This window comes from Hyphobacterium indicum, assembly GCF_003129605.1.
GTDB lineage: Bacteria > Pseudomonadota > Alphaproteobacteria > Caulobacterales > Maricaulaceae > Hyphobacterium > Hyphobacterium indicum.
On record NZ_QBDX01000001.1, the window covers coordinates 239,395 to 261,481 of the forward strand.

Here is a 22,087-nt window from a genome sequence, read left to right on the forward strand (position 1 = left end):
AAATGGATGCAACCGCCTATCTTGGCCATTGCTGAATTAGAGGAATGAGTCATTGATCATCCTGACGCCAGACAGGTTCGTCTTTCATCAGCCGGTCATAAACGGTCTCGAATCGTGCCGCGCAACTCTCCTTTGAATGCCATTTGATCGCATATTCACGGCTGGCCTGTCCCGCGGCTTCGCGCTTCTGCGGATGATCCAGCAAATCCTTCAGAGCGTCATAGACGGTGGTTTCATCGGCATGGATAAGAGGGCATTCGGCAAGAGCGTTTGAGGCCGGAACGTCATCGGGCTGTTCGGGGATGAACCGTGAAATCACGGGCAGACCCAGGGCCATGCATTCGCGTGCGCTGGCTCCATAGCGCCCGTAATTGAGCTGGTCGACCACAATATCAGCCTGGACCTGGTAGAATCTCATATCCTTGCTTGGAACCCCGGTCTTGAACACGAGGCGAACAGGGTAACCTTCGGCCTGCAGCCGTTCGATCGCATCTATGACAGCACCGGTCCCCTTGATGTTCCTGCTGTTTTTTGCGCGCTTGTCGAAATTTCCAACAGCATGGAAAACGAGAATCTCCCCCGTCTCCCGTTCGAACTTCATGGCATCCGGAACGGCAAGATCTGGCGACCAGATTTCCGTATCCACGCAATAGGTCAGCGGATCATAATAGGAAGCCTTCGTATGGCGCGATGTATCGGCGGGCCAGTCGATCTCGAGCGCATTGAGGTCAAGCAGCGACTCCAGCATGGTGTTCTGGGCACCGATCAGAGGGTCCGAGCAGATCTCGGGGTGCAGTTGCCAGATACATTTGTCGCAGACGCCACCCGAAGCCTTGTATAGCCGCGACGGACGCTGCCCCGTATTGCAGCCGCTTATGGAGTGACCAATCTTGACGCCGCGCCGCTTGAGTTCAAGGAAATCCCAGGGGATCGTGTCGCGGGCCCGCGGTTGATAATTCTGTTCGAACATCGTCGCGACTTCAGCGCCGTGGAAATGCAGCATGTCAAAATGTTGGGTGACGGCCTCCATCAGATCATAGGCGCGGGCCTTGCGAACGGCGGGGTCCGGATGCCAGAGATTGAGATCTTCGCCATGATAGAAGGGAGCGTTTGCGCTGTCAGGTGATTCAAAGCTGACGAGAAGGGCATGAAAACCACGCTCCCGGAGCGCCCGAGCGAGATGGTAGAAGTGATAATAGGAATGATTGAGAAACAATACCGATTTTTGCCCATCCCGGGCCGGAGCGAGACTTTCGACGAGCGAAGTCTCGAGCTTTGTTTCTTCGATTGACGGCAGCGGCGGAATAATGAACCGTCGGCTGCGTTTGCCGTTGTTATATTCGACCACCTCCTTTTCATAAGGAGGTGCCGGAACAGGGGTTTGAAGCGCCATGAAGTCGGAAGCTGCTTCCGGGAGTGTGCCCAGATTTTCAGCCAGAGTCTTGCCCAGCTCGACATTTGAGCTGCGGGGCTGAATTCGCTTCAGTTCGGTGAAGCTATTAAATATCTCCAGCGTTTTGTTTGGTGCGGGGTTTTTCCCCTCGTACAAATCAAGCAATGTGGAGGCAAAAACAGAAAAGCTATACATGGCTGCAGCGTAGCTTTTTCCGGCTTCTCCGTATTGGCGCACGAGATCCGGGGCGGCAGCAAAACGGTTGATCTTATCTGCCAAGGCTCCGTCAGTTGTGTCATCATACACTTCACCGCATTGCGCGGCATCGAGGATGGGCTCGATCGATGGAAGATTGACACTCAGGATCGCGGCCCCGGCCTGCATGTATTGAGAGAGCTTGTTCGGACTGGCGCCTTTGTGATTTTCGACATGCGACCGGTAGGTGATCAGGCCGACATCGGCGTGCCGCGCGGATGCAATCAGATCGCCTTCACCAATGCTCGGCAGGAAGAATATGGACTTGTCGAGGCGGCCTGTTGCGCGGGCCTGCTCGATCAGGCCTTTCCGGTGAGCGTTTTCAGGTCCCCGGATGAACAGAACGGCCTTGCTGTCATCGACCTGCTTCCACTCCTCGATCAGCTGATCAATGCCGCGATGCGGGGCGATTCCGCCCTGGAACATGAATCGCATCCGGCCCTGAGCGGCTTCTGCAATGTCCGGGAGCTCAATATGCTTTTCAGGCCGTTCGATCGGTGCGGCATTTGGAACCGCATGAAATCCGACGATGTGACCGTAATGACGATTGAATTCGGAGGCGATGGGTGTCGAGACGGTGACTGCGCCGTCGACGTGATTGAACATGTGACGTTCATAGGAGCGAAAAAGCCAGCGTGGCCGCGGATGCATCAAATAGGCGTCGGGCCCGAATTCGTGGGCATCATAAACAAGCCTAGCGCCATATTCCGCTTTGAGCAAAGCACCGGTGACCAGCGTGTCCGGATCATTGGCGTGGACGACGGTCGGCGCCCATCCCGAGGCGCGGATTTCATGTAGCACATGTCCGGCTTGCCGCACCGCATAGTCCAGCAGATACCAATAATAGCCATCCCACCCCTTGAACGGCAGTCTTGATTTGATGGGCCTGCGCCACAGATGTTCAAGCGCAATAGATGCCCAGCTGTTTATTCTGTCTGTTGTAAATCTGGCGATGCGTGCCTTTTGTGCCAGCCAGCAGATGGCCATCCACGGGGAGCCCAGCAGCGCCATGATCGCGCGCCGCGCCTGGCGAATCCGTTTGAGCAGAACAAACCAGCGCGGGATGATGCGGTGCTTGATCAGAAGCGCCCACAATTCCCGCTCGGATATGGTCTCGTCGCTGCTGCCATAACGCAAGACCACAGCGCCTGCCGGGTCTTCGGTTTTTGGATCGCCATACCCGTCGGTCCACCCGAATATCCATGTATCATACAGTTTGCCCACGGCGGTCTGTGCGGTCCAGACCACTCTCGGATCGACAGTGGGCTCATGCCCGCAAAGGATGGCCAGACGCGGCGTTCCATCATCGCTATCGCGGCTGGCGGCGCCAGCATTCCCGCTGCCCAACAAGATGGTAAAGCGGTGAGGTGTTACATGTCCGGGTGTCACACCGACCTTGCTGAACGCACCATATTTTCTTTGAAAACGCGCTTTCAGCTCGCCAGATGAAACGCTCAACGCCTGGACCGATTTAAGAGCCGCTCGTTCAAGGTAATGGAAAATAGCCCGCGGGCGGGGCGAAACCAGCATATTGTCCGGCCCGAAGCTCTGCGCATCATAGACGATCCGGCATGAATATTCGGCCTTGAGTCCGAGCGCCGCCAGCAGGGAAATGCTGTCTGTCGCAATGACGATCTCGGGCGGATCATCGGTGCCCCGGAAGTGAGCCAGAACCTGACGGGCCCGGGGAATTGCATGGCTATTGATCAGCCAGCTATACCCAGCCAGTCCTTCTGCCGACGGGCAGACGCGGCCCTCGGCCTGTGCGGCTTCGACTTTGGCAAGTGCCCTTGCGAGCGAATCCAGCTTTCGCAGATCTCTGTCCGTAATTATTTCCTGGTCCCGGAGCAGGGATACGAAATCATCAGAAGGAACTTCGGGGCTTCCTGCACGGCAGTAAGTGACCGGCGTACCATCCTCAAACCCGGCATCCGGCACTTCATCCGTGTCGGTAAACCCATGCGCGGACGGCACGAAGCCGGCCGAACGCACCGTCTTTGCGATCCACGAACACCGCGGATCGGCAAGGGGGTTCATGCTCGATAGTATGACTACCCGTGTCCGGTCCCGGTCCATTTTGTGCCCCTGTCATCTCGATCGCTCTCACCTTCTGTTGCCGGCAAGGCGGTCGAGTCCCCCGTATTTGCAAAACAACTATGTCTTGGTTGATTTCTCTGTTGTCTTTGCGCTGCCGCTCTGCGCCGCTCCGGAAGGCTTTTTCCCGTTTTCACCGGGCTTGCTTGCCGATTTCACGGCGCGTGTGCGGGCAGGCTTTTTGCGGGCCGGAACTGACGGCTTCGCGACTGTCTTCTCTGCAGGCGTCTCACTTTTTGCCGATGCTGGCCTGTCGGCCTTGGTCGCCGAAGGCGCGCTGGGCGCGACAGCGGATGGCTTCAGAGCAGCCGTCTTCGCAGACGACGCATTTTTGCTGGATGCAGGCTTTCCGGCTTTGGTGCCGGAAGGCTTGCGTCGCGCTGCGGATGCCGGTTTTACGGTTGTCTTCTTTGCAGAAGTTTTTGCCTTGTCGGACGCTGGCGGGTTGGCCTTGGTCCCGGAAGGTTTGCGGCGCTCCGGTGTCGGCCGTGGCTTTGATTTTCTGCCCCCGGGCCGTTTGTCTTTGACGACCGTCTCGCGAGGTCTGAAAACGCCAAACACATCGGTGACATTTCCGCCTGCAGGTATATGCCGCATGTCCACGACGTCGAACCATTTGGCGAGAAGCGGCTGGAACCAGACATCATCGATATGGAAGAGGTGATAATTATCGACCGCAGCCCTGTCGGCCGCCGGAGTTGACGGGTAATCCGCCATGCCCGGGACATCGGCATACCAGAGAACCAGCCGTCCATCCTTTTTCAGAACGCGATGCATTTCTGACAGGGCACGCTCAAGGTCCATGACATGATCCAGGGCCGTCGCGCATATTACGGTCGCAAAGCTCTCCGCCGGCCATGGCAGGAATTCTGCGACCCCGCGTGTCACATCAAATCCGGCATCTTGTTTCACTTCGAGAGGCTCGATGCCCATGATCTGGCCGGGATCGTAACCTTGCAAATATACCGGGATACCGACGGGGCCGCATCCAATATCCAGCATCGGGCCTTCGGCGAATAATGACAGATAATCACGGAATCCGCGTGCCACGGCTGACGTCCATGTGGCGCAATTCTCATTCGGATTATCAGCGTAAGACGCAGCGCCCGCCCGAAACACCGGTTTCCATTTTTCAAACGTGACCGGATCAAGTGCCTTCAGGCGGTCCTCGAATCTGGTTTCGTCGTACGAGCCGGACTTGGCCGGAGCTTTTGCAGCCGGGTTCCGCTGCCACGCCATCTTCTGCAACGCGGCGGCTTCAATGGCAGCAAAACGGCCTGTGCGGTCGGCAAAAGCGGGGTCAACCGCTCCAACTGACGATGTTTCGCTGCTTGAAATCTCCGCTATCGCGCGATTGGTTTCCTGATAATAATATCTCATGGCATCAGCGACTTGGCTGCCGATGTCAGTGAGCAAATTTCGAGTATCCGTGATTGAAGATTGAAGCATTTCCATTGTCGGAGCAGCAATACTCTCATCGGTTTCGGAAATAGGCGTTCCGGCATTCAACACGCGGGCAATCTGGCCGATCTGATGGTCGATATCCTCGATCGATTTCAGGGTCCGGCGCGCCATCGGCGGGCTGGCCACGTCTTCCTGTATTGACGCCAGCTTGTTGCCAAGCGCAGCAACATTCTGGCCAACGGATTGAAGTGTCCAGTCGAGCTTGGAAATTTGAGCCCTGATTTCGTCGGACGGAAGGCTGCTAGCGGGAGACGTCATTTCGTCAAATTGTGCAGTCAAGCTACTCAGCTGTTCGCGAAGCCCTTCCTGACCAAGTGTCAGATCTCTAAGAGCAATGGAAATCTGACCTTGCCCACCATGTAGGTTATCTAGCTGTGTGCCGAATTCATCGAAGCCTTGGACATTCAATTGTTCGACGGTACTCAATGCAGCTCGAAGCGATGTGGCGGCTGTTGTCAATTCAGATTGGCCGCTTGCAAATTGCTCACTGAAGGGGCGAAGAATATCCAGAATCTCATTCGAGCGTTCCGTGAGCTGGTTCACAGTGTTCGCGCTTGATGATTCGACCTGCTTCAATTCGACCGAATATTGTTCAATTCTTAGCTTTAAATCCTGAATTGCGGATGAAAGCGCATTGTCCTGTTTCTGGAGTTCTTCAAGTAACGGCCAGGAAACGGCCAGATTCTTTTTCAGATCCTGGGAAAGCGGCGCAACCACTTCCTTGTAGGCGATAATCTGGTCGCGCAACGGCGTGACCAGTTTCTCGACGCTAACGGATAGCCGGGCGTGCAGCGCCGAGATATGCTGTAGCAATTGCTCTTCGGCATCCCGGTCCACTGCACTGGGCGTCTGGTTTGATGATCGCGAATTCACAGGTAAAAACTCTCCATAAAGCTCAACGCTGGCAATCAGGGTGCCTAAGGATACCGTCTAACGAGACTGAAAGAAAGCAGGGCCTTCATGCATCCCCACGCTTCGAGATGCGGCGGAATAGCTCTGAAAGCAAGGTTCTGGCTGGCACCTGGGAAAGCGACAAAACCTTTCTATCCATGGCGGATTCGTCCGGGCCGGGTTGTACCTGTTCGGCCGGGACCTCCGGATCTGCGCTGGGCATTTCGTCATCGGCCTGCGTGTCAGGCGGTGAAGCCTCCGGTTCGCCATTGTCGATTTCCCCGCCGTCCGATGGCGCATCTGGTGGTGCGGCGTCTGTGTTCTCGGCTGGCACCGCTGCAGGTGGCTCTAGAGCGGCAGGGGCAAAATTGGGCCAGCCATAGACAGGGCCGGCAGTCTGCAGTTCGAGATCAATTGCCGCTGCTTCGCCCGGCGTTAACAGATCGGCAAGTGGTCTCCGCCCATCAGGGCAGGGACGTTGCGTCACTAGAGCATCTATGCCGTCAAGCAGCCTCGGTGACCGCTGATCCCAATTATAGCTGGTTTCAAAAAACGCCCTGGCCCGCTCACCCATGGCGCGGCGTTCATCGGCATTATCGATAAACCACTGGACTTGCGCGACAAGATCGGCCGGGTCAAGTGTATCGTAGATGCGTCCGATCTTCTCGGCGTCGAGCAGGCTCCGCACGAATGTCAGATCGGTTGAAAGTGTGGGCAGTCCGGCCGCCGAGTACTGGGATAACTTGTTGGGGCAGGCATGCTGATAATTGAGCCCATTGTGCGGGCTGTAGGGAATGATGCCGACATCACCGGCGCGGGCACTCTCGATCAGTTCGTTCTCTGCGGCAGGCTCCGGAAAGAAAATGCGTTTATCAAGAAGGCCGTTGGCGCGCGCCAACTCGATCAGCTCGTCACGCAGCGGTGACCTGATCGCCCGGATCCACAAAATCGCGCGCTCGTCCGTTTGCGGCCAGGAATTGACAAGAAATTCGACCGGGCGTTCGCGGTGAAGGCCACCGTGGAACAGGAAGACGACCTGGTCTTCCGTCCGGGGAGGAATGTCGATGGCGGCCTTGACGTCATCCGGCAGGGGCTTTGAAGCTTCGAGTGACGCGCAGTTGGGCAGGACGATATAGTCGCGCGCGTATTCTGCAGACATGATGTCTGCCAGTGGTTTTGAAACCGTCGCGGCGAGATCGAGGCCGGCCACCAGCGCCTGTTCGATTTTCGACCAGAAATCGAATTCCCAATTGGTCGTGGAACGGGCAGCGGGCCAGTATTCGTGGGCGTCATACACACTCACGGCGCCGATCTCTCGGGCGAGCGCATTGGCGACGGGCGCACCGTGAAGATCGACCCCGATGACCACGTCGAAATCGCCGAGTTGACGGCCAATATCCAGCAGTATGCTCGGACCGTTGATCATCTCCCAGCAAGCATGGCGGAAACTCTCGGTGTCCTTGCCCGGATCGACAGCTCCGAAGCGTTTTTCGAGCGCCGAATTGGGCGCGAATACACACTGGGCCATCAAAGACAGAACATACTCCGGCAAGGCAAGCGGCTGACCAGCCTCGGGCAGTCGCAGGCCGGGCCATGTGTGGGGGACCAGCCGGCTGCGGATCTGCACACGCGTCTCGCTGACCGTTTTCAGTTCGATCGGCGAGGTCAGATCGTGATGAACGCCGAGCTCTACCACTTCATAACCGCGGGCTTCGAGGCTTTCGCTGAGCCAGGTGACCCGAGGATCAACATCCGGATCATGGTACATGGCGACCAGTGCCCGCTTCGGAAGAGCCGGGCGGGGCAAAGTGCGCGACGGCCGCGCCCGGATCATAATGCCTTTTTCATCCAGCTTCTCGCGGACCGCTGCATCAAATGCCTCGACGAAACGGTCATAGGTATGATTGTCGGAAAGAATGATTTCTTCGAAAGCGGCAGACGTCATCTGCGTCCACGCTTTTTCGTCTCGTATGAGATCGAACGCTTCGTCAAGATTGGAGAGGTCGCGTTTCAGCGGGAAGAAATGGCGCCCCGGTATGAAAATATCTGAATATCTTCCCTCATACAGGATTTGCAGCGCCCCGACAGCTGCGGCTTCGAAATGGCGCGGAGAAATCTGGGCGTAATCGATATTGTCCTCGTATTTGTGAAGGAAAGCCTCGTGAGCTTTCAGGTAATAGGCCTCACTGCCGGGATCCATATCGGCGTTTTCCGCCGCGAATTCGTCGCACGCGGCAGTGACGGACCCGTCGAAATCAAACAGGTTGGAGCCGCTTTCCACTCCCAGCACAGCTTTGGAAGATGCCAGGAACCGGGTCCAGGCTTCGCCATTGATCCGGTCCTCCCAACGGCTGGAGATGTCGGTTGTCAGCCCGGCAGCCTCCGCTGGCCCCCGCACAGCCTTGCCAATGGCCCGCTTTTCGAATCCGAGCCGACCGCAAATCAGGGGTTGGATAGACCCGCGATAGCTGATGTCTATGGGCCGGCGGTCGTAAGGCGGGCGTTGCGCCTTGCGCATGTTTTCAGAAACGAATGCGGTCAACTGCTGAACGACGCGTACGCCTTCCAGCGCTTCGGCTGTGTAGGCTTTCTCCAGCTCGTGCGGCGGAACGCAGGTCACCAGAATGTCGAACCGGTTTGCCTTCAAAAAGGCCCCGAACTCATGGGTGCGGAAATGTTCATCCTGCTTCACCAGGATTTTCAAGCCATCGTAATCGGGAAATTTCGTTTCTAGATTGGCGTCCAGGCTGACCAAATTGGTCGGGAAATAACAGACCGCCGGATGAATCATGACGCCGGCATATTCATTCAGATCGATATGCGCCGGGATACGCAGTGGCGAAAACCCGCATTTCCAGAGATTTAATACTTCGAAATCATATGCGCTCGCCTTTGCCCAAGCGGCAACGTTTTCCCGGATCGTCATGAGACCGATCGGGTCAAAATAGGCGATCAACAGGATTGTGTTCCGCCGAAATGCGGCTCTGCCATGTTGGGGTGTAAGTGGAATGGCGTGAGTCGTGGTTCCGGTCATGGTGTCCCCCATTTCAAAGTCGGCATCTTCTTTACCGTTTCACAGCCCAAACACAATGAATCTTGGGGCCCGGTGCCAATGTTTGGTCAGCTTGCCCGGTTCAGTATTTTCTGGCACGAGGAAGCAGGAGCAGGTTGATGTCAACACTGCCATGTTTTTCGGGCGTATCGGCCCGGCCGACACTCAGGGTGTAAGTTAAGTGTCTGATAGCAAATCACCAATCTCATTTGGCGCCGATGAGCCGGAAATTCTCGTTGTTTTGCCGAAGTCGGCGAACCAGTCGAATCTGGCAGTCGCATTTAACGATCTGTTTTCGTCTCTCGCCAACTGGAAGCTGTGGCTTCGGCTCTCAGTGATCGATATTCGCAATCGCTATCGCCGGACTGTTCTGGGACCGTTCTGGAATGTCCTCAGCATGGCGATCCTGATCACGACGCTGGGTGTTCTGTGGTCAACGATTTTCCAGCAGGACTTGCGCACCCACGTGCCCTATTTCTCGGCCGGCTACGTGACCTGGATTCTGATTGTGTCCGTGTTCAATGACCATACGCAGGCATTCGCGGCCAATGGGGCCATTATCCGGGCGATATCGCTGCCGTTTTCTATTCATATTGTCAGGCCGATATCGCGAAATCTCATGGTATTCGCTCATTCGCTGATCGTTCATATTGTCGTTATGATCGTCACGCAGACGGCAATACTTGAATATATTCCCGGAACCGGCGAGTTGGTGCCCGTCCAGTATAGCTATGATATCGTGACGCTTTTGCTTTTCCCTGTAGGGCTTCTGATCCTGTCGCTGAATTTCATCTGGATCGGTTTGATTTTGGCCACGGTCTGCGCGCGATATCGCGATGTCTCGCAGGTCGTGGTCGCGCTTCTTCAGGTTGCCTTTTTCGCGACACCGATATTCTGGCCGCGCACGGTGATCCAGGATAATGTCGTTGCGGACACGATTCTGGCTAAATTCAATCCATTCTTTCATTGGGTGGAGGTTGTGCGGTCCCCCCTGCTCGGCAGGGTGCCTTCAGAGCTGACATATGCTGTGACACTGGGCGGAATGGTTTTGGGCTTCATGGTGGCCATTTTCATTTACAGCCGATATCGCAAACGCATCTCCTACTGGGTATAAAAAAATGAGTGGAATAAAAGTCGACCGCCTGACGGTCGAATACCCTGTGATCGATATGAGCCGCAGTTTCCGGCGAGAGATCATGCACAATTGGTTTGGATCCATAACCATGCGTGGCGAGGGTAGCAGCAAATATGCAACCGTGCGGGCGCTGCAAAACCTTTCCTTCGATCTGAAGGACGGCGACCGCTTGGGATTGATCGGGCCAAACGGGGCAGGCAAGTCGACATTGCTGCGGACTTTGGCCGGCGTTTATACGCCAACATCAGGAAGCGTTCGCGTCGAGGGAAGAATTTCAACTCTGCTGACGATCGGCGTCGGCATGGAGCTGGATGATTCCGGTTATGACAACATCAAGACCTGCGGTCTCCTCCTGGGATTGTCTGTCGACGAGATCGAGGAAAAGCGGGCCGGCATCATCGAGTTCTGCGGCCTCGGTGACTATATCCATCTCCCGGTGCGGACCTATTCCTCTGGCATGATGGTACGTTTGTCTTTCGCGATTGCCACGGCAATAGAGCCGGACGTGCTTTTGATCGATGAAGTCATTGGTGCCGGTGATGCCCGGTTCTCGTCAAAGGCTGCTGAGCGCATCAATACGTTGATGTCCAAGGCCAGCGTCCTTGTTCTGGCGTCTCATGCCAGCGAAACCATCCGGACCTTTTGCAACAAGGGGCTGTTTCTCCTTGGTGGGCGGTCCGTTTTTCTTGGTGATGTAGATGAGGCCCTCGAAATCTATCACCAATGGGTTGCGCAGGGTGATGCTGCCTGACTAGAGACTGCGTGCGAGCCTGATCCGTGCGGAAAAGCGCAGATTGCCGGAGAATAGCAATGCCGATTTGCGCCATACACCAGCCGAACTTCTTTCCGTGGAGCGGCTATTTCGACAAGATCCGGCGTGCCGACGTTTTTGTTATCCTTGACGCTGTCGATTATCCTCGTGCCGGGTCCGGCGGGATGGGGTCGTGGAGCAACCGGGTCAAGCTCGATTTCAATGGTGAGCCGCGCTGGTGGGGGGCTCCAATGGTCAAGCAATCCCAGCCGACGCCAATTCAGGACAGCTGGATTGCCAATGACCCCAAATGGCGGGTGAAGGCCGTCCGGTCGATGCAGCAGGCCTATGCGAAAGCGGCGAATTTCAAGGCAGCCTTTGCGCTGGTTGAACCGCTGGTGATGAATCCCGAGCAGAATATCTCGCGCTACAATGTTCATGCTATCCGGACCATTTCTGCGGCGCTGGGACTGACTGCCGAGTTTGTGCTGCAGTCCGAACTGGACACGGTTGCGGCGAGCACTGACCTCCTGATCGAGATCGTAAAGAAGGTCGAATGCGATACTTATCTCGCCGGAGGCGGAGCAGGCGGCTATCAGGAAGATACGAAATTCGCGGCGGCAGGGCTGGAATTGAAATATCAGGATTTCAAGCCGGTCGCCTACCGTCCGGAGGCGGCTTTCATTCCCGGCCTGTCCATCATCGACTATATGATGCACGTGGCCGACTGGTCCCGTTTTCCCGAAGGTGATGCATGAGCCGGATTATTCTTCTTACCGCGCCGCATGTCAGCGAGGCTCTCGTTGCTGCAGTGAGGAAAAACCTTCCGGACCTGGAGCCGGTTCTGGTTTATGACCGGGGTGAATTCGACGCAGCTGTGCAGGACCTTACGCCCAATGATTTCCTGCTCTCTTTCTGCACGAATGTGATCGTTCCCGCAGACGTCATTGGAACACTTGGCCCGCGGGCGATCAACATCCATCCGGCGGCGCCGGACTATCCGGGCCGCGATCCTCATCATTTTGCCTTCATCGACGGGGTCAGGCGCTATGGTGCAACGGCCCACCGTATGACGGAATCCGTTGATGCCGGGCCGATCTACGATATTGAATGGTTTGATGTGCCGGATGGCGCATCACCGCATGATATCATGCTTTTGGCAGACGAGGCGGGGCAGCGCCTCGCGGAACGGATATTTACCCGCCTTGGCTGCGGGGAGAGGCTGGAACCCAACGGGGTGGAATGGGGTCCGTGCAAGACGTCGCGTAACGATTTCCGCCGTCTGTGCCGGATTTCACCGATCGCCTACAAGGCCGAATTTGATCGCCGGATGGCTGCCGTCGCCAATCCGGAATACCGGAATGCCTTCGTCGATCTGCACGGGCGAGTGTTCAGGGACACTGGCGAGACATTTCAACCGGTTCGGGTGAAAGCCTCCAAAGGCTGGGAGGACTTCACGGAAGCGGCCTATTGCGAGATTCTGGATGCCGCGAAAGACCGTTATCGCTTCACCACTTATGACGACTTGCGCGACGACGATCATGTCCTGTGGCGTCACGACATCGACTATTCGGTCCATCGCGGGGTTCGCCTTGCCGAGCTGGAGGCCGAGCGCGGGCTTGTCGCGACCTATTTCTTCTGGATCCGCGCGCCCTACTACAATGTGCTGGAACCGGCGATCAAAGCCTGTGCGGCGCGCCTGCTGGACTTGGGACATCGCATCGGCTTGCATTTCGACATCCAGGGATATGGCGACGAAAAGTGGACCTACGAAAAGCTTGACGTCCGTATACGGCGAGAGGCCGACTTCCTTGGCGCGGAATTCAATACCAGAATCGGAGTCGTCAGTTTCCATGACCCGGAGAATGGCGGGCTTTTGAACTTTGATGCCGATCGCATAGGCGGGTTGGTCAACGCCTATGCCGCCCGTTTCAAGCGTGATTATGGCTATTGCTCGGATTCAAACGGCTATTGGCGCTTCAAACCTATCCCTGAGGTCATCCGGTCGGGCGAATACCGCAAGCTCCAGGTCCTTACTCATCCGGCATGGTGGACCGGAGACATCATGTCGCCGCGGGAAAAGATCGAGCGCGCCGTTCTTGGACGCGCCCGTGCGACGATGGCCGAATATGACGACCATCTCACCCGGTCGGGCCGCACCAATCTGGACTAGGCATCAGCGATCAAAATGTCCCGCTTCGGCAAGGTCGACAACTTCGGTGAGGCTCTTGCTCTCGACGCCTGCATCGCTCATCGCCGTGCGCAGATCCTCATAGAAGGATCGCACACCATAGCCGGGCAGGGCGACATCCCACGGAGACGCGCCCGCCTGCAATTTGACCCGAACCTCCTTGTAATCATCATAGGATGTCGTGTTCAGAGCAACATGCAGTGGATGAATGTCAAACACTTTCAGCCCGTCCCCGTCGAAGGCGCGCTTGATCGTGTCCTTGCTCAGCGGTGTGTGATTGTCATTCGGCCAGTTATCCGGCCAGCACAGGTCCATATTATCCATGTAGTATATCGGCACTTCCCACACGCCCCAAGCCTCCTTGTAGGGCTTGATGTCCTGGCGGAAGAGCTGCGACGTCACGGAGACATACCGCAGACCGCAGCGGTGCGCCGCGCCGGAGACGATATGGGAGTACACGCAGGAATGTGTGCGCATCCCGGTGGCCGGAATGCCCAGCTCGTCGATGAATCTGCGTAACTTCCCCTCGGCGTCCGTCAGGTCGTCATAGAAGGGGTGGGGCTGAGCCTCGTGACCGCGCCAGTCCATGCCGGGATACGGCTTCCACAAAAAAAAGGTATCGGTTCCGGGACCCGAAAAATCATCAAGAAACCGCTCCATGCCTTCCGGGGACATGTAGTCGGTGTCGTGCGTCAGACAGATCATTCGGAGTACTCCGGTGTTTCGGGACTGGAAAAGTGCTGCCGGCCTTCAGGGTGGCTGGCAATGTAATCGGAAAAGGCGTTCAGGGTATCGCCGATACGGACCTGATGGACGAGAACACTCCCTTCGGCGCAGCGGATCGCAAGACCACATTCGGTGATCAAAATTGATCCCGGTATTCCGTGTTGGCCGAGGCGTTCTTGGGGCAACGGAATAGCTGGGCCCATTAAGCCGATTTCTTTGCCGCCAGCATCATATGTGCGTGCGCAGGGGTGTGGGAAATAAGTCAGGGCATTGATGAGGCGTGCCACGCGGGGGGCGGGCTGAGCCCACTGTATCCAGCGATCATGCGGGAAGCGCATCTTGTGATAGGTGACGGCTGTCTCGTCCTGGGGGGTTGATTTAAAAGCCCGCGTTTTTGACCAATCTGCCCAGAATTCACGAAACAGACCAAAACCCAGATGAGCGCAGGCGGAATAGATGTCGGCGGCGGTAAGCCCTTCGGTTAGCGGTGCCCGTGCCTGGGACAGGATCGCGCCCTGATCGAGCTCGGCTGTAACTTCGTGAAGTGTCGCCGCGTAATGGTCCGCGCCGCTCGCGATCGTCCAAACGACGGGCAGGCAGCCCCGATTTTTTGGTAGGTCGGCAAAGTGCACATTCAGGAAGCCGGACTTAGGGAGATCTATGATCTCCTGTGGAATGATCCGGGCATAAGAGAAGGACAAGCCGAGATCGGGCTCAAATTCGCGCAATGATCGCTTTACCTCCGGATCACCAATACCTGCTGGCTGGATGGTCCGGATACCCCAGGCCGCGGCGCGACGTTTCAGGGAAATTCCGCCTGGCCCGTCAACGCCATCATCATCGGGATTAAGCACCAGAAGAATTTCAACTCCCTCTAGAGCCGCCAGAAAATCGAGGCACATGCCACCGAGTAAACGATTGCCAAGTATCAGAACTTTTGCGCTCATATTCGGTGCCTTGCCCACTGTTAGACCCATTTAGAGGAAGCGGAGGACACGGACAACTGCCATTCAGGCTTCTATCATGGCATACCCCATGATCCACATAAATTTCTGACAAACCCGTGGAAAATATCTATATAAATTGAATCTGTTTAATATATAAAATTATGAACATTATAAATATAAGTATACATTATTATTTATACCAGCAATTATACGCCAATCATTGATGTGATCCGCAACGGCGGCCATGAAAAACTGCAGGTCCTGACCCATCCGGTCTGGTGGACCGAGGACGCCATGTCGCCGCGTGAAAAAATTGAGCGCGCCGTTCTTGGGCGCGCCCGTGCCACCATGGCCGAATATGACGACCATCTCGCCCGGTCGGGCCGCACCAATCTGGACTGAAATCTGGACTGATGGCGCCGGGCCGTGAAGCCGGCGTGGTGATCTGGATCGTTTATGCGTTCGGAATAGGGAAGGGCCGGGATCGTTGCGGGATCGACGCCGCCCGGTGATCAAGCAGGCAACGCCAGACCGTCATTGCCCTGCCTATTCCTCTTCCGGCTCAAGCTTGATGGCCTGCAGAACGAGTTCACCCGTCGCGGATCCGATGATCGTCAACGTGTCACGCCCGGCATAAAATGCGAAATCGACGGTTTGTGGCTTGAAGGTTTCCGATGGGTAGCCTTTTTCTTTCAAAGCCATCCGGAAACTTTTTGCATTCTGTTCAGTCAGGTGCAGCGTCAATGCGGGAGCTATGTTGGCCCCGTTCTTGTTGGAATAGGCCGAAGCGATCCACAGCCTCAATCGATACAATCGTCCCGGGACCAGTTTTCGCAATGTGTAGAGATGCTCGACCCGGTAGCCGAGCGACGTCTGGCCCATAAGATACGCCCAGGACAGATAACGCCCGGAAGGGTATTGCCAGCTTGCAAGCACGGACCAGGGGTTGGGAGATATGGAATCCGGCAGCATCCAAGCCGGATCACCAAGTATGTCGCCGGGTTCGAGGTGAATGTTGACGAAGCTGACAAAGCCGCTGTTCGCGCGCCCCACGCCGTCAGCCTCCGAAAAAATCGCGGGATAATTGAAATCTGACCGGCCATCCTCATCATGATCTGAATAGACATTGGCGCGGCTGAGGGGCTCATTCCGGTTCGCCGATCTTCTGACATAGAAAATCGGCTCTGGATCAACCGGCGCCTTTTGCTCGAGGTCAAAAATCGATAGCGGGCGGCCCTCTTCGTGGCTGTAATACGCGACCCCGTGGTAGGGGTCGAACAGCCCGTGGACATCCTCGGTAAAACTGACCTCGACCATCGAGTGGGCGACCGCGCCGCCATAAGTGTAAGCGTATTCAGCGTGCAATCCGATCTTGCGCAGCATCTCTCTGAGCGTCATGGCCATACCGCCGCAAACGGCAGCACCGGATTGTAGCACTTCGCTGGCATTGTTTGCCGTCGATCCGCTGATACGCTCAATAGTCAGATGGACATAGGCATTCAGGGCCGCTGCGCGATCATACAACGAGGCGGAGCTTTTCAGTCCAGCCAATGCCTTCTCGACATGCGAGCTAACTGTTGACGACAACTTCGAAGCGTCTTTCATACGGAATCCATCAGAATCTGTCAGCGGCATGCGGCAAGTTTAAGTATATCAGCGTAAGCCCAGCATGCGTTTCCAGAAGACACCGGATTTTGACCGCTCACCCTGCCGCATTATTTCCGGCACGCCCATGGCGCTCTGCACTTCGTCTAGCCGGTTGCGCGCTTCGGCATAGCCAAGCGAGACCGCCTTTGCATACCATTCCGCGGCCAGTTGAAGATCCGGTTCTCCCAGTTTTCCGGCATGGATCAGCGCTGCATGGTTAGCTGCCGCATGCCCATTTCCAAGCTCGGCCCCTTTGATATAGGCATTGCGGGCCTCTTCGACGTTCTCGGCTGTCCCCAATCCGACTTGATACAGAATGCCCAGATTCAGCCAGGCCTTGGCATGACCGGCTTCACCGGCCGCGCTATAGTGCCGGATGGCTGATGCAGGGTCTTCCGGACCATACTCGCCGGTTTGGGCCCAAACGCCCAGGAGGAACAGTGCGTTAGGATCGCCATGCTCAGCCGATTGGACAATCAGCGATCGCGCACGCTCGGTGTCGCGTTCGACTCCGTCGCCGGAAAGAACACGTTGTGCAAGAGCGTAAAGCGCCTCGGCATCGCCGTCAGCCGCCTTCTTTTCCAGTTCTTCGATGGTGACCTGACTCATGCTTGATCCTTAGACATTTGGCGAATTTTGAATACCGGTCCCCGAACCACGATACAAGCTGGCAAGTATCGGGAAATAGCTCTCGAAATTGTAGTGTTTCCTGGCAAAAGCCCGGCCATTTTGACCCATGCGCATAAGAATGTCGGGCTGTTGTATGAGTTTCATCAGCGATTCATGCAGGGCATTTTCGTCGAGATCATCATAAATTTCGCCGCATTCGCCCGCTGACAGAAGCGCTGCCACATAGGGAAGGTTTGCGGACACAATGGCAATTCCGGCTTGCATATACTGACCGACCTTGTTGGGGCAGGCACCTTGATGATTTTCGATGTGTGAAAGATAGGGCACAAGTCCGATATCGGCGTCCATCGCGGCGATTGTCAATTTGTCTTCTGACACGCTTGGAAGGAAATAAATGGACTGGTCAAGGCGGCCCGTTCGCGCTGCAGCACGGATCAGCGCATCGCGATGCGCATTATTGGGGCCACGTAGAAACAGCGCCGCCTTCGTGTCATCCACCTTGGCCCACCCGTCTATGACTTGTTCGAGGCCGCGCCCGGCCGCAAAACCACCCTGATAGAGAACTCTTATTCGCCCATGAGCGAGCTCGTCGAGCGAGAATTGCGGATCCGGTTTCAGCCCATCCGCGAGCGGGGAAGCGTTTGGAACGACCACAAAATGCGGCTTGCCATTATACGTCTTGTTGAATTTTTCCGCGATCGGCGGCGACACGGTCACAGCTCCATCCACATGGCGCATCAACAGTCGCTCATAAGCGAAGAACAATGCCCGCGGCCTGGTATGCAGAATATAGGCGTCCGGGCCGTACTCATGTGCATCATAGATAACTCGGCAACCAAAAGCGGATTTGGCCAGGACTGCCGCAAGAAGGGCGTCAGGATCATTGGCGTGAATGACATCTGGCCGGGATTCAGGGTGGTTTTCGAGCCATTGAATGTAACGCCTCGCAAATGCACCGGCATGGGTAAAGAAGTACCAGCGGTAGGCATTCAGCCCATTGATCAGGCGAACAAGACCCCCGTCCGCTAAATCGTCAACCCGCCAGAAAAACCAGGCCCGCACCGACAGGACCAGGCGTTCGATGCGCCGGGTCGTTCGCTCATGCTGGCCAAGGCGCTCGGCAACGTAGTCGAGCATGCGCCAGGGAAGAAGCAGAAGTGTTATTACGAGCCAGAGCGGGGCCATGACGACGGCTGCCAATACCGCCAGCGGCAGGAGGATGGGATTCAGTCGTGACAGCATTTGAATTGCCAGCCACGTTGCCGGCTTGGCGGCATCTATCTGTCCGAGTCTTTTGACCAAATACGAAGCCGCCCGGACTTCTCCCGCCGGCCTGTCGGCGATCCACCCGACAACGCTCACTTCGAAATGGTTATGCGCGGCGGTATCTGCCGTCCAGCCAATCCGGGGGTCTGCGTCGGGTTCGTGCGCGCAAATCACGTGCAAGCGCGGGCTGGAGGCAGTTTCGGTCATGAAAATCCGTCAGGAAGACTTGTTCGGCACAAGCCTGCAATAGATGGGTCTCAACAACCATGCAAACGGGCGGAACAGGCGCGGGTTGTCCAGATAGAAACACTCGGCCTGAATGATGCGCCAATTGAGCCAGTCCTTAAAATTGCTCGCCATCCGGGCGATCGCTGACGGGGAATGGCTGGCAACCGGTAGCGGGTCAATCCAAGCTGTATCTATTTCCGCAACGAGCGACCGGTAGGTATACAGACCGCTTTCGACGATTTCCTGATAAGCCCGCTCGACGATAGTTGAAACAGCCTCATCGTCCTTGAGCACGTCGATGACAGCATCGAGGTTGGAAAAGTCTTCCTCAATTGGAACATAATGGCGGTCAGCCTCCAGAATTCCGTTATACCGTCCTCGTACGAGAGCCTGAACGGTTCCGGTTGCGACCGCTTCGAGGTGGCGCGGCGACAGACAGGCGAGCTTGAAATCTTCATTGTCCTCCGGAAAACAGGCTCGTCGGACGTCTTCCAGCTTCGCATCCGGATTGGCAGCGACATAATCGTCGACACACGCCTTGATCGCACCATCTGGATCAATGAGGGAGGCACCGCCCTCCACGCCTACGGTTGCTCGGCTATTACCAAGAAACTTCAACCATTTTTCGCCGGTTATCGTGTCAGCGGCAGTCATGGAGATGTCGCTTGGAAGATCGCGGTGCTCCAGAGCTGCACGCATGGCCTCGCCGACGCGAACCTTGTAGGTGCCATGTTCGCCCAGCCAAAATCCGGTATCCCAGGCTCTGTACGAGAGGAAAATATCCCGCTTTCTGACCGGCAAATTGTATTTTTTTGCTTTCTTGACGATACGGTCGTCCAGATAGCCGGTAAGCACCGTACGAAACTGGATTCTATCGCAGAGTGGACCATACAGCGTTGACCAGTTTGCCGGTTCTGCACAACTGAGCACAACATCCACGCGCAATTTTTCCAAAATTACGTGAAGCCGCTTAACGAGGTAATATTCGTCCTGGGGAAATGCAATTTTTAACGCTGGTATACGGCCGATAAGTTCAAGGGTTGGCTCGAGGCGGGTGTATTCTGCTTGGTTCCAGCGAACGCCGCAAAAGCTTGTATGGACGATTATCGCATCCGGCTGGATAGCCCGCAGCGATTCAACCGGATCACACATGGCTGCATTGACATAGGCGGTGTGATTACGGCTGTAGCGCTGCCATGCGTATAAATGGGATTCAACCGCCGACCGAAGCGGATAAGACCCTCTTGAATGATAGAGAATCGCAACGGTTTTGCAGCGTGTCATTGCGCTTGGCTTCCCCGGGTGAGTTTGGAGTTTATGGCTGACTGCGAGCGTCTGGGGTTGTCAATAAGGAGTTCAGCGCGCTTTTGTCCAGTGAATGGGTCAACTTAGTCACTTGACTCGTCAAGCTTCCCTACTCATACCGCCGTCGAACCGTGGAGGGGCTTCTCCGCTTTGGGGCGTGCCAGATGCCTGAATTATTACCGGAGTGACAGCATGTGTGGTATTGGCGGAGCGGTGAGTCTCAACGGTCAGCCGATTGCGCAACTCGACCGGAAACTGACTGCAATCAGCCAGCTGATAGAGCACCGCGGCCCGGACGGCCATGGCAGCTGGGCCAATGATTCCGGCAGTGTTGGTCTGGTCCACCGCCGCTTGGCCATTATTGACCTCACGCCGGACGGTGCCCAGCCGATGGCTGCCCCGAATGGCACGGTTCTGACCTATAATGGTGAAATCTATAATTATGTCGAATTGCGGGACACTCTTTCGCGCGGCTGGGATTTCCACTCCCATTCGGATACCGAGACCATTCTTGCTGCATATGAAAAGCACGGGGCCGATTGCGTTGAACACCTGCGTGGAATGTTTTCCTATGCACTCTGGGATCATCGCCGGAATGTTCTGGAATGTGCCCGCGACCGGTTCGGCATCAAGCCGTTCTACTACACGGTCGTCGACGGGGTTTTCTACTTTGCTTCGGAGGTCAAGGCGCTTGTCCCGATCCTGCCCGAGGTCGAAATCGACCGCAAAGCACTCACTGAGTATCTGACTTTTCAATATCCGATTACCGAGCTGACCCTGTTCAAGGGTGTGCACCAGCTTCATCCCGGTCATGCTTTGACTGTGAAGAATGGTCAGGTTTCAATTCGCAAATACTGGGACGTGCGATATGAGCACGATCATTCCATAACGGCCGATGCGGCGCGGCAGCGGATACATGAGCTGCTCAGCGACTCCGTCAATGTCCACCTTCGCGCGGACGTGCCGATCGGTGCATATCTTTCGGGCGGTGTGGATTCCAGCCTCATTGCGTTGCTTGCCGCCGAATACAGCCCGGACAACAATCTCGCCTTTCATGGCAAATTCACGGCTTATCCCGGCTATGATGAAAGCCATCATGCCGAGGTTGTGGCCCAGAAGGCCGGCATGAATCTCCATCAGATCGATATCGGTGCGATGGATTTCGAAAACAATCTTGCCAAGGTCATCTACCATCTCGACTATCCGGTCGCAGGTCCGGGGTCCTTCCCGCAATACATGGTTTCCAAACTCGCCAGCGAACACCTCAAAGTCGTTCTGGGTGGACAGGGTGGCGACGAGATTTTCGGTGGCTATGCCCGCTACATGGTCGGCTATCTCGAGCGTCTGATCCTCGGCGCCCTGGATGGAAATCTTGACGATGGATCCTATTCGGTCACCTTCGAGTCCGTTATTCCCAATCTGGGCTTGCTGCGCGAATATAAGCCGCTCATGCAGCAATTCTTCTCGAAGGGAATGTTTGAAACCCTGGACCGGCGTTTTTACCGATTGATCGACCGGTCGACGGACATGGCCGACGAAATTGACTGGACGGCGCTGGATGGCGCACATGCCATGGAAAGCTATCTCGGCGTATTCAACGACCGGTCGGTGATCGCGGAAAACGCGCACCTCGATTCGATGAGCCGCTTTGACTTCAAGCGTCTCTTGCCCGCGCTTCTGCAGGTCGAGGACCGGATGAGCATGGCACACGGGCTGGAATCGCGAGTGCCGCTGCTGGATCACCCGTTGGTCGAATATGCAGCGACGATCCCGCCGGAAGTGAAATATGAGGGTGGCCGCCTGAAAGAGCTTCTGCGCACCACCTATGCCGACACGCTGCCCTCGAGCATCTTCGAACGGCGCGACAAGATGGGCTTCCCTGTGCCGCTCAAGGAATGGTATGCGGGCGAGCTCAATACATTTGTCAAAGACATCTTCCATAGCCAGTCTGCAAAGGACCGGCATTTCATGAATTCGGATGCTGTGCTGGCCAATTTCGACAAGGATAGCCGCTTCTCGCGCAAGACTTGGGGACTGCTCAGCCTTGAGCTCTGGCATCAACAATTCGTCGACAAGGCGCACGAATTCCGGGCGATGGCTGCCTGACCGGGA

At 56.1% G+C, this 22,087-nt stretch carries 15 protein-coding genes; 6 read left to right on the forward strand and 9 right to left on the reverse strand.

Annotation, left to right across the window (positions count from 1 at the left end; genetic code table 11):
• Positions 1-49 precede the first annotated feature (49 nt).
• The 3 genes from DBR16_RS01135 to DBR16_RS01145 form a co-directional block, all read right to left on the reverse strand.
• On the reverse strand, positions 50-3,685 hold the full coding sequence (locus DBR16_RS01135) for a glycosyltransferase (protein WP_161539349.1): 3,636 nt from the start codon (positions 3,683-3,685) through the stop codon (positions 50-52).
• 117 nt (positions 3,686-3,802) lie between these two features.
• Positions 3,803-6,079, reverse strand: a complete 2,277-nt coding sequence (locus DBR16_RS01140; protein WP_125184478.1) for a methyltransferase domain-containing protein — start codon at positions 6,077-6,079, stop codon at positions 3,803-3,805.
• Positions 6,080-6,164: 85 nt separating this feature from the next.
• Complete coding sequence (locus DBR16_RS01145) at positions 6,165-9,131, reverse strand: glycosyltransferase family protein (RefSeq protein WP_161539350.1); 2,967 nt, start codon at positions 9,129-9,131, stop codon at positions 6,165-6,167.
• Between the two features lie 199 nt (positions 9,132-9,330).
• Between DBR16_RS01145 and DBR16_RS01150 the strand changes: the two genes are divergently transcribed.
• The 4 genes from DBR16_RS01150 to DBR16_RS01165 are packed head-to-tail and all read left to right on the forward strand — an operon-like array spanning position 9,331 to position 13,208.
• On the forward strand, positions 9,331-10,263 hold the full coding sequence (locus DBR16_RS01150) for an ABC transporter permease (protein WP_109259404.1): 933 nt from the start codon (positions 9,331-9,333) through the stop codon (positions 10,261-10,263).
• Between the two features lie 4 nt (positions 10,264-10,267).
• Positions 10,268-11,035 (forward strand): ABC transporter ATP-binding protein, encoded by a 768-nt coding sequence (locus DBR16_RS01155; RefSeq protein WP_109259405.1) that lies wholly within the window; start codon positions 10,268-10,270, stop codon positions 11,033-11,035.
• A gap of 59 nt (positions 11,036-11,094) precedes the next feature.
• Entirely contained in the window at positions 11,095-11,793 is a 699-nt protein-coding gene (locus DBR16_RS01160) for a WbqC family protein (RefSeq protein ID WP_109259406.1), read from the forward strand.
• A complete protein-coding gene (locus DBR16_RS01165) occupies positions 11,790-13,208 on the forward strand; it encodes a formyltransferase family protein (RefSeq protein WP_109259407.1) in 1,419 nt (472 codons plus the stop codon). Before DBR16_RS01160 ends, DBR16_RS01165 begins: the two co-directional genes overlap by 4 nt.
• Before the next feature lie 3 nt (positions 13,209-13,211).
• On the opposite strand, the gene DBR16_RS01170 is transcribed toward DBR16_RS01165, so the two are convergent.
• Both DBR16_RS01170 and DBR16_RS01175 read right to left on the reverse strand, forming a co-directional pair.
• The gene (locus DBR16_RS01170) at positions 13,212-13,931 is read right to left on the reverse strand and encodes a polysaccharide deacetylase WbmS family protein (protein WP_109259408.1); all 720 of its coding nucleotides are present in this window, start codon (positions 13,929-13,931) and stop codon (positions 13,212-13,214) included.
• A complete protein-coding gene (locus DBR16_RS01175) occupies positions 13,928-14,899 on the reverse strand; it encodes a methionyl-tRNA formyltransferase (protein ID WP_161539351.1) in 972 nt (323 codons plus the stop codon). Before DBR16_RS01175 ends, DBR16_RS01170 begins: the two co-directional genes overlap by 4 nt.
• Before the next feature lie 225 nt (positions 14,900-15,124).
• On the opposite strand from DBR16_RS01175, the gene DBR16_RS13940 reads away from it, so the two are divergent.
• The gene (locus tag DBR16_RS13940; RefSeq protein WP_161539352.1) at positions 15,125-15,301 is read left to right on the forward strand and encodes a hypothetical protein; all 177 of its coding nucleotides are present in this window, start codon (positions 15,125-15,127) and stop codon (positions 15,299-15,301) included.
• Between the two features lie 144 nt (positions 15,302-15,445).
• Here DBR16_RS13940 and DBR16_RS01180 read toward each other — a convergent pair whose 3' ends face one another.
• The 4 genes from DBR16_RS01180 to DBR16_RS01195 all read right to left on the reverse strand — a co-directional run bounded on the left by DBR16_RS01180 (position 15,446) and on the right by DBR16_RS01195 (position 19,954).
• Positions 15,446-16,504, reverse strand: a complete 1,059-nt coding sequence (locus DBR16_RS01180) for a transglutaminase-like domain-containing protein (RefSeq protein ID WP_161539353.1) — start codon at positions 16,502-16,504, stop codon at positions 15,446-15,448.
• 48 nt (positions 16,505-16,552) lie between these two features.
• Complete coding sequence (locus DBR16_RS01185; RefSeq protein WP_109259411.1) at positions 16,553-17,155, reverse strand: tetratricopeptide repeat protein; 603 nt, start codon at positions 17,153-17,155, stop codon at positions 16,553-16,555.
• Between the two features lie 9 nt (positions 17,156-17,164).
• The gene (locus DBR16_RS01190; RefSeq protein ID WP_161539354.1) at positions 17,165-18,418 is read right to left on the reverse strand and encodes a glycosyltransferase; all 1,254 of its coding nucleotides are present in this window, start codon (positions 18,416-18,418) and stop codon (positions 17,165-17,167) included.
• A gap of 240 nt (positions 18,419-18,658) precedes the next feature.
• On the reverse strand, positions 18,659-19,954 hold the full coding sequence (locus DBR16_RS01195) for a hypothetical protein (protein ID WP_109259413.1): 1,296 nt from the start codon (positions 19,952-19,954) through the stop codon (positions 18,659-18,661).
• Positions 19,955-20,167: 213 nt separating this feature from the next.
• On the opposite strand from DBR16_RS01195, the gene asnB reads away from it, so the two are divergent.
• On the forward strand, positions 20,168-22,081 hold the full coding sequence (asnB, locus tag DBR16_RS01200) for an asparagine synthase (glutamine-hydrolyzing) (RefSeq protein WP_109259414.1): 1,914 nt from the start codon (positions 20,168-20,170) through the stop codon (positions 22,079-22,081).
• Positions 22,082-22,087: the final 6 nt, after the last annotated feature.

Bases quoted from the DNA above. Each gene is read 5' to 3' on its own strand.
- DBR16_RS01135 (WP_161539349.1), bottom strand. From the start codon at position 3,685: ATGAACCCCCTTGCCGATCCGCGGTGTTCGTGGATCGCAAAGACGGTG.
- DBR16_RS01145 (WP_161539350.1), bottom strand. From the start codon at position 9,131: ATGACCGGAACCACGACTCACGCCATTCCACTTACACCCCAACATGGC.
- DBR16_RS01155 (WP_109259405.1), top strand. From the start codon at position 10,268: ATGAGTGGAATAAAAGTCGACCGCCTGACGGTCGAATACCCTGTGATC.
- DBR16_RS01160 (WP_109259406.1), top strand. From the start codon at position 11,095: ATGCCGATTTGCGCCATACACCAGCCGAACTTCTTTCCGTGGAGCGGC.
- DBR16_RS01165 (WP_109259407.1), top strand. From the start codon at position 11,790: ATGAGCCGGATTATTCTTCTTACCGCGCCGCATGTCAGCGAGGCTCTC.
- DBR16_RS01170 (WP_109259408.1), bottom strand. From the start codon at position 13,931: ATGATCTGTCTGACGCACGACACCGACTACATGTCCCCGGAAGGCATG.
- DBR16_RS01175 (WP_161539351.1), bottom strand. From the start codon at position 14,899: ATGAGCGCAAAAGTTCTGATACTTGGCAATCGTTTACTCGGTGGCATG.
- DBR16_RS01180 (WP_161539353.1), bottom strand. From the start codon at position 16,504: ATGAAAGACGCTTCGAAGTTGTCGTCAACAGTTAGCTCGCATGTCGAG.
- DBR16_RS01185 (WP_109259411.1), bottom strand. From the start codon at position 17,155: ATGAGTCAGGTCACCATCGAAGAACTGGAAAAGAAGGCGGCTGACGGC.
- DBR16_RS01190 (WP_161539354.1), bottom strand. From the start codon at position 18,418: ATGCTGTCACGACTGAATCCCATCCTCCTGCCGCTGGCGGTATTGGCA.
- DBR16_RS01195 (WP_109259413.1), bottom strand. From the start codon at position 19,954: ATGACACGCTGCAAAACCGTTGCGATTCTCTATCATTCAAGAGGGTCT.
- asnB (WP_109259414.1), top strand. From the start codon at position 20,168: ATGTGTGGTATTGGCGGAGCGGTGAGTCTCAACGGTCAGCCGATTGCG.